The sequence below is a fragment of the Candidatus Neomarinimicrobiota bacterium genome, from assembly GCA_012964825.1.
In the GTDB taxonomy this organism is placed as follows: Bacteria; Fidelibacterota; Marinisomatia; order Marinisomatales; family S15-B10; genus UBA2125.
Genome location: DTTI01000006.1, coordinates 9,928 through 26,680 on the forward strand (window position 1 = coordinate 9,928; position 16,753 = coordinate 26,680).

A 16,753-nucleotide genomic window follows, 5' to 3' on the forward strand; every position below is an offset into this window, starting at 1 on the left:
TTTCGGGATCAATAAAGGAGAAATTTCTGGCGAAACTGGTTAAACCTGATCAATTCTTCGGACCATGTGGCGGGGAGCTTCCTGATGTCTCTCTCCTGGGCAATGAAAATGCGAAGGTAGTTGTGCCCGTACAGCTTATCTACATAGTTGTTTCCCGTCCACTTGAATCGGCGGGGTTCAAGATGAGCGGTAAGGGAAAGGATCGTTATGGTAGTTCTCACTGAATCAAATCGGTCTGGATTTTCGATAACCAGTTTAACGCCATAACATTCCTGACCACGATAGATAGGATTTGAGACGATCGGCGACAGAGAATCAGGCATAAAAGTCACTTCACTGAAACGAACACCGGCCAGACCTGCTCTGTTCAGCCCCATGAGCAATTGATTGGGTACCAGCCACGGTGCACCCACGATCCTGTAGGGTTCGGACGTCCCTTCACCAAAAGAGAGGTTTGTCCCCTCCAAAAGGCCCGTCCCGACAGCGGCAGCCAGCGTCACCGGATCGGCAATCTCTTTCCAGAGAGGTGTCATGGTGAGGCCCGTTTCGTTCATCCACATTTCCCGGCGCCAATTGGACATGGGAATAACCGTCAGGTCACAAGTAACGGACTGGCGGATCCATCCAGTCTCATTCACCATAAGGGCATACTCACCAACAGTCATCCCGTGGCGAATGGGCACGAGATGGTAACCCACGAAAGACTGGAACTGGGGCCTCACCACTGGCCCGTCAAGGATATTCCCATTTATCGGATTTGGCCGATCCAGTATGATCACCGGTTTCTCGTACTCCGCCGCCGCTTCCATCACTTTGGTGACCGTTGTCATGAGTGTATGGAATCGCACCCCCGTGTCCTGCAAGTCTATAATCACCAGATCCACCTCCCGAAGATCAAGTACATTGGGCCTGTACTCCCGCCCCCAAAGCCGTTTAATCTTGGCGTCAAATCTTTGATCCATACGGTCGGGCGGTGGCTTAAGGGAATGGACTGGATCGGTGAGGATACCATATTGCGGTGTGAAGATTATCTTTACATCGAACTTATCTTTCTTTTCCGCCAGAAGGTCCAGGAGATGCTTGCCACCCCTGTTCAGTGCACTCTGGTTTGTGAGGACCGCCAGTCGCTTGCCGCGGAGTTGATCAAACTTCATCTCCTGGAGGATATCGAGACCTGTAAACACGCCTGGCAAAAAGCCCATGTCCGGAACAGGAACCACTCTGGAATGCTCAAACTCCTGACCTGCAAGAAATGCAGATACAAACAATAACAGACAGATTGTTATTTTCCGGAAGCGATTCATTTCTGAATGAGATGCATTGTGACAGATGTGCTTACCATAACAGACAGACCGATAAGTGTATACCACGGCCACGCCACGGCGGTAAAGCTAACAACGAAAACCATGACCGCAATGGAAGCGACAAAACCTGTTATGACCGATGAGGCAGGAAACTCCGCCTTCACTCTGCCCAAAAGAAAAAACCCAAGCAGACCACCATAGGTGAAGGAGGCGATTGCTAGGGCGATCTCCACCAGAGGCCCTTCCATTGATGTAAACAGTGTAGCTCCGCCGGCCAGCACAACAGTCCAGATGAGTGAAAGTAGGCGAGATGTACGGAGTGTATATAGATCAGGCATGAGCCACTTGATCCAGTCCGTCATGGTGGAAGAAGCCAGTGCATTGATGGACGAACTCAATGTTGACATGGCCGCTGAAAAAATTGCAGCAACAATGAGTCCCCGAAGGCCAACAGGTAGATTATTGATAATGAACGTTGAGAAAACTTCGTTACTGTTTATGTCGGCGCCTTTGTAGTAAACCCATATCCCTATCCCAACCAGAAGGAAAAGAGCGAACTGGAAGAAAGCCATAAAACCGCTTCCTATAAGGGCTTTCTGCCCGTCCCTAGCGTTTCTTGCTGCCATAAGACGCTGAACCATAAGGTGGTCCGTGCCGTGGGAGGCCAGCGACAGAAACATCCCCCCTGCTATCGCAGTGAGAAAGTGGTACTGCTGAGTAACCGGATCGCCGCCGTGAAAAATAGCCAGTTTTCCTGCAGCCCGTGCTTCGGCGAAAATGGTTAACCACCCACCGTCCACCAAGATGCTCAACAGGCCCATAGTGACGAAAGCACCGATGATATAAATGAAAAACTGAATGGAATCGGCCCAAACCACAGACCGGATACCACCCAGAATGGTGTAGACAAGCGTAAACACCGCAATGACTGCGATGGAGGTGCCATATGACCAACCGGTAATCAGTGCCAAGGGAATGGCTGTCATGAAAAGCCGTACACCATCGGCCAGAATCCGCGTTACCTGGAAAACCAGTGAACCGAAGCGTTGGACCGATTGTCCCCACCGGTTGCGCAAAAATTCGTAGGTAGATTCTAACCCCTCTTCAAAATAGAGTGGCAACAAATATCGGGCCACGATCCATCGACCGGCAATGTACCCCAAAGCCAGCTGAAGGAACCCCAAGTCTCCCCAGTAGGCAACACCGGGAATGCTCAAAAAGGTGAGGACAGACGTCTCTGTGGCCACCACCGAAAGCATAATCATCCACCACGGTAGATTTTGCTCCGCCAGAAAATATGATTTTGCTGAGGACTGTTTGCCCCCAGCCCAGAGTGCCACTCCGGAAACAATGGTCAGATAGCCAAAAAGAACAATAAAATCGACAGTCTGCACAAAATCAGGAGGACGTTTTGTTGAGAATCGCCTCCATGACTGCATTGTGGAAATCCCGGCGAACCTGTGTAATCCCTTCCCTCTCTCTCGTAGGGTGCACCCTGTTCGTGAGGAGAATCACCCCGATGCGACGGACCGGATCGATCCACATGGATGTTCCCGTAAATCCGGTGTGACCAAAACTGCTTTCGCTGAAATAATCTCCAGACGAGCTGCCTTCCTTTGCCCGTGTGTCCCATCCTAGTGCCCTATCGCTAGTGGTTGGCATCTCCTGTTTTCGGGTGAAATCCTCGATGATCGAACGACTGAAATAGCGCCGTCCCCCATAGAATCCTTCATCCATCATCATCTGCGCGTAGGCTGCCAGATCATCGGCTGTGGAAAAAAGTCCCGCATGACCAGCCACTCCACCCAGCTGCCACGCTCGCTCATCATGAACGATGCCGTGGACGAGTCCCCGGCCGTACCTGTCATCAATCTCCGTAGGGGCCACCCGCACAAGAACTGACGAATCGGGATTGAAAAAGGTACTCTTCATGCCAAGCGGTTTGAAAATGTGACTAGCGGCAAGATCTTCAAAAGCTTTGCCTGATACTTTTTCACAGATCTTGGCCAGAAGGATAGGACCGAAATCGCTGTACCTGTACTCTTTCCCTGGCTCATAAACCAGTGGCCGCTGAATGATGTCTGAGAGAATGACATCAGCCGTTGAGCCCAAAGGGTATTCATCGAATGGCTTCAGCCCGGCGGAATGGGTCAGCAGGTGTCTAATGGTCACTTTCTCCTTTCCTCCGCCGGTGAATTCGGGGATAAAATCTTTCACCGGCTCATCCAGTGGCAGCTTCCTTTGCGCGACCAGTTTCATGGCCACACCCGTTGTGGCAACAACTTTTGTTAGTGAAGCAAGGTCATAGATTGTCTCAGATGATACAGACTCAGACAATGGATCATAAGTGTGACGACCGGTCTGATGTGCCCAGACAATTTTTCCGTTCTTCAATACAACGGTCGAGGCTCCGGGAAAAACAGAATCGGTTAAGGCTTTTTCAAGTAGAGATCGGGCGGCGCTGAAATCGATCTTTTCCGATGACATGGGCAACGGCTCACCGAATCTTCTTTCCACTCCATGCCCCTGAGGCAATGACGGACTGAGGTCCACCGGAAGCGTGCCAGTAATGCTGGTGGCGCCAAAGAGAGCATCAGCCATGGCCCGCATAGAGATTGACCCGTAGCCGTAACCGGCCAGGTAACTGCCAATCTCATCCACATCACTGACGTATGGAGAACCAAACGAGACCACCACAACAGGTTTTCCAGTCTCTTGCAGTTTAGTGATAAGCTCACGATGCGTTGAATCAATTGTAAACGTACCGAGAAACTCGGCAACGCGGATGAGTAGAGACACGAGAATATGATCAGAAGAATCTGACTCCGCCACGATCTCTGAAATCTGGGTTTCTGACAGAGGTTGGTAGAGGAACTGGGAATCAACATTGCCGTGAAGTCTGGAAACGGCAGATCGAAAGGGACTCGAAAAAGAGAGCATCCCTTCACTGGTGGCAAGGAGAATATGACTCATTTTCTTACTGGAGCCTACATGGATGGGAATATTATTTTTCTCATCCTTGACCAAGGTGATGGACTTTCGCGCTGCCTTGGCTGATGAGGAGGTGTGTTGCCTTCCACTCAGAACATCTCTTGCATTCTTCACAGAAACGGTCCGTTTTTCCCACAAGCCCAACTCTTTCTTAGCTTGAAGAATCTTCTGAACCGATTCATTGATTCTTTCTTCAGAAAGCCGTCCGCGCCGCACAGCTTCGATGACACCGTCAATAGCTGTATCATTTTCAATAGGGAGCAAAACGATATCAGAACCTGCCTCAATTGTTCGAATTGCCGCCTCAGCAGACCAGAAAGCTTCCGTAATGCCACCCATCTCCATGGCATCGGTCACGATGAGTCCGTTGAAGCCGAACTCTTCTCTCAGTATTTGACCGTTAAGTTTGTAGGATAGGGTTGCAGGCAAGCGACTCTCGTCCATATCGGGTATTGCAATGTGAGCAATCATCATCATACCTACTTCTGCATCGACGGCGGCCTTGAATGGTGCCAGGTCGATTTTCCTGAAGGTCGCCTCATCAGATGTAATAACCGGCAATGTGCTGTGCGAATCGACGCCCGTATTACCGTGACCGGGGAAGTGCTTGGCGCAGGCGATAAGGCCGTGATCCTGTGCACCTCTGATAAAGGCATTACCATACTTTGAAACGATCTCCGGCGAATCACCATAAGACCTGAAGTTGATGATAGGATTTTGCGGATTGCTATTCACATCCAACACAGGTGAAAATGTGACGTGGACACCGAGAGCACGCGCTTCCAAAGCAGTGATCTTACCCTGCTCGTAAGAGAGCTCCGGATCCCCGGTGGCAGCCATGGCCATATTGGAAGGAAAAAGTGTAGCACCATCAATCTTCTGACCTACACCCCTCTCAAAATCGGCCGCCACAAGTAAGGGAATTTTTGAAAAGGACTGGAATTCATTCAAGTTTGCCACCGTTCCGTGTACCGATCCTACAAAAGTGATAACGCCACCAAGGTGGCGCTCAGTGATAAGTCGCTTCACATTCTGGAACCTGTGGGCATCATTGCGGTAATAATCACCAGTATACCTCACCATGAATAATTGTCCGACCTTTTCTTCAATATTAAGTTCATTTAAGGATAATTCTTTAAGTGTTACTTTAATATCAGGAGATGGTGGTGTACAGTGCCAAAAGCCTAATAACAAGATTCCCAGAACCAGTTGTTTCGCACTATTCATTCAGATATATCCTTTCAACTCTATTGCCGCTCATGGCCGTGAAAAGTGTGTATGGATTCAGCCCTATATCTCTGCTAATTTCTTCAATTGGAATGACATTTTCATCATCTTTACCCCATATCAACACGGTGTCGCCTTCGGAAGGTTCGCTTTCCCCGAAGTCCACCATGAACTGATCCATGCAAATTCGACCTGCAATTTTATACCGCCCCCCATTCCAGCCGACAAAACCCCGCTCGAACCACGGTCTCGGCATGCCGTCAGCGAAGCCCACCTGAACCACCGCCAGCATGATGTCGGTCTTCGGACGATAAAGGGCACCGTAACTGATTGGTGTTTCAGCAGCCACGCGCCTGACGAGAACAATCTCCCCTTTGAAATTCATCACTGGTTCAATTGAAAGTGGATTGATCATTTCCTCAGAAGGATCCGCGCCGTAAAAGAGCATTCCCACACGTACCATATTGTAGAAAGAATCCGGCATATTAACCAGTGCACCACTGTTGGCAATATGTACCCAATCGGGCGAGCATATTTTCCTTATTTGCTTTACGGTAACCTCGAAAAGTTTTTTCTGTTCATAGGCAAATGATAAATCACCTTCGTCCGAGGTGGAGAGATGGGTGTAGACCCCTTCAGGTTTCTGGCCAGTTCCTTCCACAATCCGGGCGGTAACGGATGCAGCTTCATCATAGGGTATCCCCAGCCTGGTCATACCTGTGTCAACTTTAATGTGATACTTTGGTACAAGTCCTCCCTTCTGAAAGTTTTCCGCTAAGAAATCAAGATCTCCAAACCATGAAACATTGACAGTAATTGCATGTTCTACAGCAAGAGAAACAGCCTCATTGGAAAGACGCTCAAACATAATAATCTCACCCTTGATACCAGCCTCCCTCAGCTCCAGCGCTTCACCAATGGTAAAAACTCCAAAATAATTGACACCCGCTTTTTCCAGCGCCTGAGAGATAGGTACTGCGCCGTGGCCATAGCCATCAGCCTTAACAACTGCCAACACTTCAGCCTTGCCAGCACGATTCTTGATAAGCCTATAATTGTGAACAAGGCGGTCGAGGTGTATTTCAGCAATGGGGTTAGCCATTTTGAACCGAGAGCTTAACCAATTCTTCCAGTCCTGCCGCGGCACCAGCCGTAATCAGCCCGCCGAACACAGCCGGAAAATCTGCCTTCCTCCAGTCATCAAATCCTAACCTCTTCATGAGCATGGATCGATAGAATTTTGATTCTGTGATGACAGAACCGTGAAGGCCCAAATCGCCGGAGAAGCCAATCTTTTCCTTCAGCTCTTCCACCAGCTCCTGGATTCCCTCAGCACCTAAGGCAACAATATGATTGGCGATGGAATTTTCACTCTCAGCCAGCTGAAGGATCTCTTGTGCCAAACCCGCCACAGTCGCCACACTTTCGTCACCTGACGCTTTCTCAAGAGCCTCTTCAAAACTGGTGACTCCGAAATGGTCTGTCACCCTTTTTCTCAATTCCGCAACTTCCTCATCACCAGAGCGGTCGGCGACGATGAGTTCGGTAAGGAGGGACTTGCCGAACCAATAGCCGCCTCCTACATCACCAATTTGAAAACCAAACCCTCCGGCCCGTCTCAATTTTCCATCCTTATCTTCTCCAATTGCGATAGAACCAGTTCCTACAATGAGTGTCATGCCAGGCCCATTTCCCCAGATGGCTCGGTGTGCCAGTTCGGCATCTGAGGTAAAAAGCAAAGACGCCTGAGGGAAAAGTGCTTCACACGCTTCTTCCAACCTTGGCCTGTGTTTTGGGTGACTTATCCCCGCCATACCCATAACACATATTTCCACATTTTCCACAGCTACATCTCTTTCATAAAGTGCCTCTCGAATAAGCTTTTCCGCTCTATCAATGCCATCAGCGCCATAGACATTGGGATTTGTTCCTTCACCGCTTTTTAAGTAAGCGGTCTCCAATGATGTATTCGCAAGAAGAACGTCTGTTGAGGTACCTCCACCATCAACGGAGACAACCCAGCCATCAGCCGACATACTTCTCCATCAGAAACTGTTTCAGAGCTTCAAAACTGTCAAATTCCCCTTCGCAGCAACCAAGGATCCAAGAGCTGATATCATCGAAGGGAATTTTCATCACCAGATATACAGGAATACTCAGACGATGGGCTGAGGTCACCTCCCCGTGGGTTCCTCCTCCTTTGAGAACAGTATCGTCCCAGAGACATATAACATAATCAATTTCGTTTTCGATGGCATCCAAATCCCGCTTAATCAGTTTCCTCACAGTCGATTTGAACTGGTCCCGCTTACTAAGACGCCAGTAACGGAAGTTCTCAGACTCTTCATCAGTTAGTGTCTCATTTTGTATCACAACAGGATTAAAGACGGTGTGACCGATCTTATCTTTCAGCCAGACTGTCATCTCATCTCGCCAGGCTCGGCCCAGCTCCGGGGCATTTTCCATCCCGCCGGACAGGTAGGCCTTCATTCAGAGGAAATGCGAGGGAACAGGAAACTGTTGAAAACGGTCCAGAGAGCCACCGTACCTAGTACAACGAGTATCAGAACCGGGGAGTAATTTTGATTTAAAAGCAGACCCCTGCTTAACTCAGCAAGAATAGTTGTGGGGAGGAAATGAAGCAACGGCTGAACCGCTGTGGGAAAAACATCGACAGGAACGAACCATTCTGAACAGAAGCCGAGGCCGATCAGGATAAGAAGAATTACCATCTGGCTTGCAACTGCATCGCCACCAATAATCCCCAGGGTTAAACCTGCTGCACCGCCCAACATGACAGCCAAGAAGATGAGAAAAAGGAACAGAAGCTGACCTACAAAGGGATAGGCATATCCTAGAAGCACCTGGAGGATACCCAGGGCGAGAAGGGACCTTACAACACCTTCAGGCAAAATCGAAAACATGAGACTCATCACAGTTGAGGCGGTCGTGTAAGGCGAGGCATAAACTGAGCAATAAAAACCGTTCAGGCCACGGTTTCGTAAAAGATCATTAAATACAGCAATAAGAGCACCGGCGAAAGCCACCATCAAAACCACACCGGGAATCAGCCAACCGAGTTGAGGGATATCTTGCAACTTCGGTATACTTTCCGAAAGGCCAAAACCGACAGTGATATAAATACCAATTGGAAGAAGAAGTGCCAGGGAAAGCTCACCAATCCACCTGTGCCGGAGCTGGGCGAGCCTACGATTAAAAAATGCGGAAAAAATAGTCACCGGAGCTGCTCTTCTGTGGAAGTCATGATCAGGGTTTCGAGCCCTACTTTATCAGCTGCATAGTCCAATAGTTCTTCCTGGATAGCCAGTTCCATGATGTCAAAAAAGACTTTCCGTTCTCTGGCATAAAAATCAAAAACTTCCCCTATTTGGGAAGGGCTCACCACAGTGGTCACTTTGCTCATATTTTTATAAAGTTCTTTCGGCAGTTTTTTAAAGTGGATCTGAAAATGGAACAGTTCACCAGCATTCTCCAGTAGCCTGTCAAGTGTACCATCTAGAGCCACTTTTCCGTGGTCCATAATGACCAACCTGTCGTGCACACGTTCTGCTTCTCGAATGGAGTGAGTTGTGTATATAATTGTTTTGCTGCCTCTCATCTCCTGTAGAAAATCCCACACTTCGTACTGAGAGCGGAGATCCAGTGAGGCGGTCGGTTCCTCAAGCAGAAGGACATGAGGATCAGGGAGAAACGTTCTGGCCAGGAGCGCTCGCCGAAGAAATCCTGATGACAGTTCGTGAGGAAAATCATGAATAAACTCGCGAAAACCGAGGCGTTCTGATAGGGAAGCAATACGATTGTTCATCCGTTGAGACGGCATACCGTAGAGCCGGCCATGAAACTGAAAATTTTCAAATATGGTAAGTTGAGGATCAAAGTTCACCTCCTGAGGCATATATCCAACCACACTTGCCGTCTCTGTTCTTCGAAGTTGTACATCCTTGCCGTCAATGAAGACAGACCCGTATTCGGGCTTAGAGAAGCCTGCAATAACCTTTAAAAGAGCGCTCTTACCACTATCGTTGGGTCCTACCACAGCCATGATGGAACCACGTTCAATGCCAAAAGAGAGCCCGGCAAGAACGGACCTGCCGTTCAGGATCTTACCAATTTTTTTCAGAGAGACAGAAGCTTCCATAACTCAATGTGCATGATACCAAGATTCTCCTACACCCCAGTCCACAACCACTGGTACATCCAGAGGCAGAGCATTTTCCATCTCTGACAATACCAGTTTCCTGACATCATCCATTTCGTCATCAGGCACTTCGAAAAGAAGTTCATCGTGAATTTGGAGAATCATTTTTGTTTTAAAGTCCTTTTTCTTTAATTGACTGTGAATAGAGATCATTGCCAATTTAATCATTTCTGCGGCAGTTCCCTGGATGGGCATGTTGATGGTCGCCCTTTCAGATGCACTCCGGATCCGCTGATTACTATCTTCAATATCATGGCAGTAACGGCGCCGTCCCAGCATAGTCTGGACATACTTCTCTTTTCTGGCAAACACCAATGTCTCATCGATGAACTGTTTAATGCCCGAATACCGCTCAAAATATGAATCAATAATCTTTTTTGATTCACTCATGGGAATTCCCAGTTCCTGGGAAAGCCGGAAAGGACCTGCTCCATACATGACGCCGAAATTGACAATCTTGGCAGTACGTCGCATTTCAGGCAAAATAGCATCTACAGGGACACCATAAATATTTGAAGCAGTATGGGCGTGAATATCCTCGCCCTCACTGAAAGCATTGAGCAGCATTTCGTCGCCACTGAGATGTGCCATGACACGGAGTTCGATCTGAGAATAATCTGCTGAAAAAAGTGCCCAACCCTTCTCCTGAGGCTGAAACGCTTTTCGAATCTCCCGCCCCTCCTCTGTTCGAATGGGAATATTCTGAAAGTTGGGTTTGCTGCTGGAAAGGCGGCCCGTTGCGGTGACGGTCTGGTTAAATGACGAGTGGATGCGGCCGGTGTCAGGATGGATCATTTCAGGGATAGCATCCACATAGGTAGACTTTAATTTCTGAAACTTTCGGTAATCAAGAATTTTCCCAGGGAGAGGATGGTGGCTTTTAAGTGATTCCAGAACATTCACATCTGTTGACCTTTTTCGAATCTCCGGTAGGGAGAGTTCATCAAACAGAACAGTGGCCAGCTGCTGGGGAGAATTAATGTTGAATCCTATACCGGCAAGATTATGGATGTCAGTTGAAAAAGTGTCCAGCTGTTTCTCCATCCATTTTGACATCTCCCTCATTAGCGTCTCATCCACATAGACGCCGTCGTTTTCCATAGTAACCAGAGCAGGAAGGAGTGGCACCTCCACTTGGTGGTAAAACTTTTCCAGCAAGGCTTCTTCGAGTTTATGTTTTAAGATCGGAACCAGCTGAAAACAGACATCAGCATCTTCAGTAGCATAGAAAGAAACATCTTTAAGAGGCACCTCATTCATACGCTTCTGTCCCTTACCTGAGCCGATGAGATCTGTAATGGGCTGCATGGTGTAGTTGAGATGCTCCTGACTGAGATAGTCCAGTTTATAGGAACGGGCCTCCGGACGGATGAGATGGGCTGCAATCATGGTATCGAACTGAACTCCTTTCAGTTCGATACCATGACGCTTCATAATCAACATGTCATACTTAATATTCTGACCGCACTTTCTCAGAGATTCATCTTCTAGGATCGGCTTCAGTACAGACAGCACTGTTGACAGATCATCACCACCTCCAAAAAGTGTTTTCTCTTTTTTAGGAAACAAGATGGGTAAATACCAGCCAGCGTCAGGCTCAACAGCAAAACTGAAACCGACTATCTCAGCACGCATGGGATCGGTGCTGGTAGACTCCACATCAAAGGAAATTAGGTCGGAACCTTTTAGACTCTTGACCATACTTTTGAGCGCCTTTTCACTATCTGCCGTTATATAATTTTTCTCAACCTCTTTAATAGTCTTGACATTTTCATCACCCCTGAAAGCATCCAGTTGACTCTGGAGCCGGAAAAACTCTAGTTCCTTAAACAGCTGATTCATGGCCTCAAAATCGAACTGACCCAATTTCATTTCTTCTATCTTAATGGGAAGATCAAGGTCCGTTTTTAGAGTGACAAGTTCCCGCGACAGGTGCGCAATATCCACACCATGAGTCAATCCTTCCCGAACACGTTTATTTTTCACTTCTTCCGCATGCTCAAGGATATTTTCGAAAGAACCGTACTCCTGTAACAGTTTTACGGCCGTTTTCTGACCCACTCCCTGTACTCCGGGCACATTATCAGAGCTGTCTCCCATAAGACCCAGCAGATCTACAATTCGTTCCGGCGGCACACCCCACTTCTCTTCCACCTCCAGAGGACCATAGACAATTGACTCGCCACCCTTTCCCGGTGCATGCATGAGAATCTGGTCTGTTATAAGCTGCATAAAATCCTTGTCACCGCTAACGATACAGCACTCCAAACCCTCCGCCTGCGCCTTCAGTGCCAGTGTGCCGATAATATCGTCAGCTTCGTAACCCTCAACCTCCAAGCGGGGTATGTTCATGGCTTCTACCAGGTTCCACATAGAGGGCAGTTGCTCACGAAGTTCATCAGGCATCTTTTCCCGGGTTGCCTTGTATTCCGGATACATCTTGTGGCGAAATGTTTTCTCTTTGCCATCAAAAACAGCCGCAAGATAATCGGGCGATTCATCTCTCAATAGTTTGAAAACAGAATTGATAAAACCAAAAAGGGCGCTGGTGTGTCTTCCGTCGGAAGTTATTAGAGGGCTTCGAATCATGGCAAAATGGGCACGGTAAACCATGGCGTAACCATCAATGAGAAAGAGCCTCTTCTTGGTGGGGGAAGGCACGGGGAAAGTTATCACGGGTGAACGGCAGGCATCAATTGAATTCTAGGAAAACACCAAATGTCAATTAATCAGTAGCCTAACACCTGTCACTTCGCTTAAAATCGTCATCAATATTATAAAGGACAAGCAAACCGATGGAATACAGACTATTAGGCAATACAGGTGTTGAGGTCTCTCAACTGTGTCTTGGAACTATGACCTTCGGCGGTCCCGCTGATGAGAAGGAGTCGGGAAAAATGTTCGACCGATGTCGGGATGCGGGAATTAACTTTTTTGATTGTGCCAATGTTTATGAGAAAGGACGCTCCGAAGAGATTCTGGGCAAACTGATGGCCGACTGCAGGGACGAGGTAGTCATTACGAGTAAAGTTTATTTCCCCACCGACGAAGATGTGAATGCCCGGGGTGCTACTCGAAAACATATGAAGGCCGCACTGGAAGCAAGCCTCCAACGCCTTGGCACAGACTACATTGATGTTTATTTCATTCACCGTTTTGATGATCTCACACCGCTGGAAGAAACTCTCCGGGCACTGGATGATATCGTCCGAGATGGTAAAGTGCTGTATCTGGGTGCCAGTAACTTTGCAGCCTGGCAAGTGACCAAGGCGTTGGGAATTTCAGCCAGACGCGGTTGGAACAGGTTCGAGTGTATTCAACCCATGTATAATCTTGTGAAGCGGCAAGCTGAAGTGGAGATACTTCCCATGGCCCATTCTGAAAATGTGGGTGTCATCAGCTATTCTCCACTGGGGGGTGGACTATTGACTGGCAAATATGCCAAAGGTCAAAAACCCCATGAAGGACGTCTCCTAGAGAACAAAATGTATGAGGAGCGTTATGGTGATCCACAAGTGTATAGCGTGGCTGAGTCCTTTGCTGACTTCTCAAAACGACAGGGTGTCTCATCCATATCTCTGGCTGTAGCGTGGGTCGGTGCCCACGAAGCTATTACAGCACCCATTATAGGTGGTAGAAATGCCGAACAGCTGGAATTGTCCCTTCAATCAGTCGAGATTAATATGACTGATGAACTCCGAGCCGAAATATCAGCTCTTTCACCTAAACCATCACCAGCCACTGATCGGAACGAAGAGGCCACGGAAAACAACTACGGCGTGAGGTAATCAGTCAGGTCGTCCTTGAGGGGCCTCATTTTTCATGTGTTCTGGTTTTATTTATAAATTAATCAGTTTATGAAGATCGATCGTTTCCCCCGCCCCACTTTTTCCGTTGACGATGCCCGCCGTGCTACCTATTCCGTTTTCGGTATTAAGGGATTAGCTGCGGAACTTGCCGGCGAGCGTGACCGAAACTTTCTTATTACATGTGAAGGAGATCAGAAATATGTTCTGAAAGTGTGCAACCCTGCCGACAGTGACGAGGTGATCGATTTTCAGAACCAGTTGCTCACTCATCTCTCCTCCAGCAGCAACCAGTGGCAATGGCCCCAGCCTCAGCATGACAATAACGGTGGTCTTATGAGTCATGTCCAAAATTGTGAAGATGAAGAGGTAAGGGTCAGGCTTCTCACTTTCGTTGATGGGATTTTCCTAGCCGATTATCGCCCCCATTCACCCCATCTGATGCGTCACTTTGGCCGGTTCCTAGGCTCTGTGACTACTTCATTGTCTGACTTCACCCATTCGGCCATGGATAGGGAACTGTTCTGGGATATGAAGAACGGCGTCGGTCTAATCCAAGAACATATTCATGAAATCAACGACAGAGAACGAAAAGATCTCATTCACCATTTCCTGGGAATTATTAATAATGCCCTCCTTCCCATTCAAAATGACCTCAGAACAGGTGTCATATACAACGACGCCAATGATCACAATATCCTGGTCGAGTGCGGTGTTAACGGTAACGGTGAAATTGTGGGTGCTATCGATGTGGGTGATTCCGTACACTCCTGGCTTGCTGCTGAACCGGCAGTAGCGTGCGCCTACGCCATGCTGAACAAACCGGACCCGCTGGCCACTGCCAGAGAGATTGTAGGCGCTTATCATGAAAACTTTCCTTTGACAGAGGAGGAGATATCCGTTCTGTTTGCGCTCTCCTGTTTGCGGTCTTGCATGACAGTAATTATAGCGACCCACCAGAAATCACTGGAGCCGGAGAATGACTACCTCTCTGTCAGTGAGGAATCGGCGTGGCAGCTGCTTGGAAAGCTGAAGGAAACATCACCGGAGTTTGCCCATTTTTCTTTCAGGCACACCTGTGGACTAGAGCCGTCGCCTTCTACTCCCCACCTCGTTAAGTGGATGAATCATCAGAAGAACCAGTTTTCAAAAGTAGTTGATGCTGATCTCAGCGATGACGAGATGGTGGTGGTTGATCTTTCCATCGGTAGTCTGGACCTGACAAACAGTGTCTGGGAAAACATGGAAGCGCTCACCCGGCTCATTGGTACCCCAGCTTTGGGCAGATACAATGAACCGCGAATGATCTATACCAGTGATCAATTCCAAACTATAAACAACAATGGGCATGAATGGAGAACCATTCACCTCGGCCTCGATGTCTTCCTCCCGGCGGGGTCGCAGGTCACTACCCCGTTGGAGGGGGTGGTTCAATCAGTCCAGAATAATGACGGTCACCTGGACTACGGACCAACTGTCATTTTGAAACATTCTCCGGCCGATGTTTCCACTTTTTATACTCTTTATGGGCACCTGAGTAATAAAGTTCTGAAGAGTTTGAAAAATGGCGACACCATCAAGGCCGGAAAAAAGATCGGAGAGATCGGCAATGAGAATGAAAATGGCGGTTGGCCGCCACACCTTCATTTTCAGGTTATTACCGACTGCCTGAATTATTACGGTGATTTTCCCGGCGTTGCCAGGTCATCAGAACGTGAGATCTGGACCAGCATCTCCCCCGATCCCTCAGCATTGTTGAATCTCAACAGTGAAGGGGCGGTGGCAAAAGAAATACTGCCGGAAGAAATCACCACTTCACGACAATCCAATCTGAGTGCCATGCTCAGTGTTTCCTACCGAAAACCGTTGAAAATAGTCCGGGGCTGGAAACAATATCTTTACGATCATACAGGGCGAAAATACCTAGATGGTGTAAACAATGTCCCCCACATTGGTCATTCCCATCCCAGGGTTGTAGATGCAATCCAGAAACAAGCGGCTGTTTTGAATACAAACACGCGCTACCTCCACGAAAATATTATACAACTGGCTGGGCGAATCGCAGACACCATGCCAGACCCTCTTTCCATCTGCTTTTTTGTGAACAGCGGCAGTGAAGCCAACGATCTGGCCCTCAGGCTGGCCCAAGCCTACACCAGCGGAAAAAATGTGATCACCATTGAAGGGGGCTATCACGGCCATCTCATTTCACTTATTGATGTGAGTCCTTACAAGTTTGACGGACCCGGTGGTGAAGGATTGGCTGATCATGTTGAGATGGTCACCATGCCTGACGGCTACCGGGGTAAATACAAATACAATGAACCAGATCTGGGAGAACGATATGCAGATAAAGTGAAAGAGGCCGTGGATAAGATAAAAAACAAGGGTGAAAAGTTGTCTGCTTTCATTAGTGAGTCAATGATCAGCAGCGGTGGAATTTTTATTCCACCTGAAAATTATCTCTCCACCGTTTACGAAACTGTCCGGGGAGCCGGCGGCGTCTGTATCGCCGATGAGGTGGTGGTGGGGTTCGGGCGAGTGGGCAGTCATTTCTGGGGATTTGAGGCTCAGTCCGTTGTCCCGGATATTGTAACCCTGGGCAAACCTATGGGCAACGGCCACCCCATCGCTGCAGTGGTAACCACCCCAAAAATTGCCGCCTCCTTTAATACAGGTATGGAATATTTTAACACTTACGGCGGCAATCCTGTCTCCTGTGCTGCCGCACTGGCTGTCCTGGATGTGATGCAGGAGGAAAAACTTCAGGAGAATGCTGCTAAAGTTGGGAAATTCCTTTTGGACCAGCTAACAGCCCTCCAGAAAGAACATCCCGTCATTGGCGACGTCCGAGGAAGTGGGCTTTTTATCGGTATGGAACTGGTGAAGGGCCGCGATTCCTTGGAACCGGCGCCAGAGCACGCAAACTACCTAGTTGAACGAATGAAGGAACGTGGAATTCTTATTTCAACTGATGGCACTAGAAATAATGTATTGAAAATCAGGCCGCCCATGGTTTTCACCCAAAGCAACGGGGAATCACTGGTAAACACTTTGAAAGAGATTTTACATGAAAGTTTTTTCATGACTGGTATCAATAATTCATCCTGAAGGTTGCTTTTGCGTTTACTCTATCTTCCCCGTGGTGTAACTTTATTATGTACTGAGACTCTTTTTTGGACTTTATAAGATAGAAAATTGACGGA

General features: G+C 48.2%; 11 protein-coding genes. 2 read left to right on the forward strand and 9 right to left on the reverse strand.

Annotated features, from left to right (window positions below; translation table 11 throughout):
* Window positions 1–8 precede the first annotated feature (8 nt).
* Genes EYO21_00450 through polA form a run of 9 tightly spaced genes read right to left on the reverse strand, consistent with a single transcriptional unit; the run spans window position 9 to window position 12,402 of the window.
* Window positions 9–1,304: a DUF1343 domain-containing protein gene (locus EYO21_00450; protein HIB02285.1), complete on the reverse strand. Its 1,296-nt coding sequence runs from the start codon at window positions 1,302–1,304 to the stop codon at window positions 9–11.
* Window positions 1,301–2,743 carry a sodium:solute symporter gene (locus EYO21_00455; GenBank protein HIB02286.1) on the reverse strand — a complete coding sequence of 481 codons (1,443 nt, stop codon included), beginning with the start codon at window positions 2,741–2,743 and terminating at the stop codon, window positions 1,301–1,303. Before EYO21_00455 ends, EYO21_00450 begins: the two co-directional genes overlap by 4 nt.
* Complete coding sequence (locus EYO21_00460; protein ID HIB02287.1) at window positions 2,703–5,522, reverse strand: beta-N-acetylglucosaminidase; 2,820 nt, start codon at window positions 5,520–5,522, stop codon at window positions 2,703–2,705. The genes EYO21_00455 and EYO21_00460 overlap by 41 nt, the downstream gene beginning before the upstream one ends.
* Window positions 5,515–6,624, reverse strand: coding sequence for an alanine racemase (gene alr / locus EYO21_00465; GenBank protein ID HIB02288.1), 1,110 nt, complete (start codon window positions 6,622–6,624; stop codon window positions 5,515–5,517). Before alr ends, EYO21_00460 begins: the two co-directional genes overlap by 8 nt.
* Entirely contained in the window at window positions 6,617–7,558 is a 942-nt protein-coding gene (locus tag EYO21_00470) for a hypothetical protein (protein ID HIB02289.1), read from the reverse strand. The genes alr and EYO21_00470 overlap by 8 nt, the downstream gene beginning before the upstream one ends.
* The gene (locus EYO21_00475; GenBank protein ID HIB02290.1) at window positions 7,548–8,012 is read right to left on the reverse strand and encodes a hypothetical protein; all 465 of its coding nucleotides are present in this window, start codon (window positions 8,010–8,012) and stop codon (window positions 7,548–7,550) included. Before EYO21_00475 ends, EYO21_00470 begins: the two co-directional genes overlap by 11 nt.
* The gene (locus EYO21_00480) at window positions 8,009–8,761 is read right to left on the reverse strand and encodes an ABC transporter permease (GenBank protein ID HIB02291.1); all 753 of its coding nucleotides are present in this window, start codon (window positions 8,759–8,761) and stop codon (window positions 8,009–8,011) included. The genes EYO21_00475 and EYO21_00480 overlap by 4 nt, the downstream gene beginning before the upstream one ends.
* Window positions 8,758–9,681 (reverse strand): ABC transporter ATP-binding protein, encoded by a 924-nt coding sequence (locus tag EYO21_00485; GenBank protein HIB02292.1) that lies wholly within the window; start codon window positions 9,679–9,681, stop codon window positions 8,758–8,760. The genes EYO21_00480 and EYO21_00485 overlap by 4 nt, the downstream gene beginning before the upstream one ends.
* A 3-nt stretch (window positions 9,682–9,684) precedes the next feature.
* On the reverse strand, window positions 9,685–12,402 hold the full coding sequence (polA, locus tag EYO21_00490) for a DNA polymerase I (GenBank protein HIB02293.1): 2,718 nt from the start codon (window positions 12,400–12,402) through the stop codon (window positions 9,685–9,687).
* 134 nt (window positions 12,403–12,536) lie between these two features.
* On the opposite strand from polA, the gene EYO21_00495 reads away from it, so the two are divergent.
* Window positions 12,537–13,529, forward strand: a complete 993-nt coding sequence (locus EYO21_00495) for an aldo/keto reductase (protein HIB02294.1) — start codon at window positions 12,537–12,539, stop codon at window positions 13,527–13,529.
* Between the two features lie 69 nt (window positions 13,530–13,598).
* Window positions 13,599–16,658, forward strand: coding sequence for an aminotransferase class III-fold pyridoxal phosphate-dependent enzyme (locus EYO21_00500; GenBank protein ID HIB02295.1), 3,060 nt, complete (start codon window positions 13,599–13,601; stop codon window positions 16,656–16,658).
* Window positions 16,659–16,753 lie beyond the last annotated feature (95 nt).

Bases quoted from the DNA above. Each gene is read 5' to 3' on its own strand.
- EYO21_00450 (HIB02285.1), bottom strand. From the start codon at position 1,304: ATGAATCGCTTCCGGAAAATAACAATCTGTCTGTTATTGTTTGTATCT.
- EYO21_00455 (HIB02286.1), bottom strand. From the start codon at position 2,743: ATGCAGTCATGGAGGCGATTCTCAACAAAACGTCCTCCTGATTTTGTG.
- EYO21_00460 (HIB02287.1), bottom strand. From the start codon at position 5,522: ATGAATAGTGCGAAACAACTGGTTCTGGGAATCTTGTTATTAGGCTTT.
- alr (HIB02288.1), bottom strand. From the start codon at position 6,624: ATGGCTAACCCCATTGCTGAAATACACCTCGACCGCCTTGTTCACAAT.
- EYO21_00470 (HIB02289.1), bottom strand. From the start codon at position 7,558: ATGTCGGCTGATGGCTGGGTTGTCTCCGTTGATGGTGGAGGTACCTCA.
- EYO21_00475 (HIB02290.1), bottom strand. From the start codon at position 8,012: ATGAAGGCCTACCTGTCCGGCGGGATGGAAAATGCCCCGGAGCTGGGC.
- EYO21_00485 (HIB02292.1), bottom strand. From the start codon at position 9,681: ATGGAAGCTTCTGTCTCTCTGAAAAAAATTGGTAAGATCCTGAACGGC.
- EYO21_00495 (HIB02294.1), top strand. From the start codon at position 12,537: ATGGAATACAGACTATTAGGCAATACAGGTGTTGAGGTCTCTCAACTG.
- EYO21_00500 (HIB02295.1), top strand. From the start codon at position 13,599: ATGAAGATCGATCGTTTCCCCCGCCCCACTTTTTCCGTTGACGATGCC.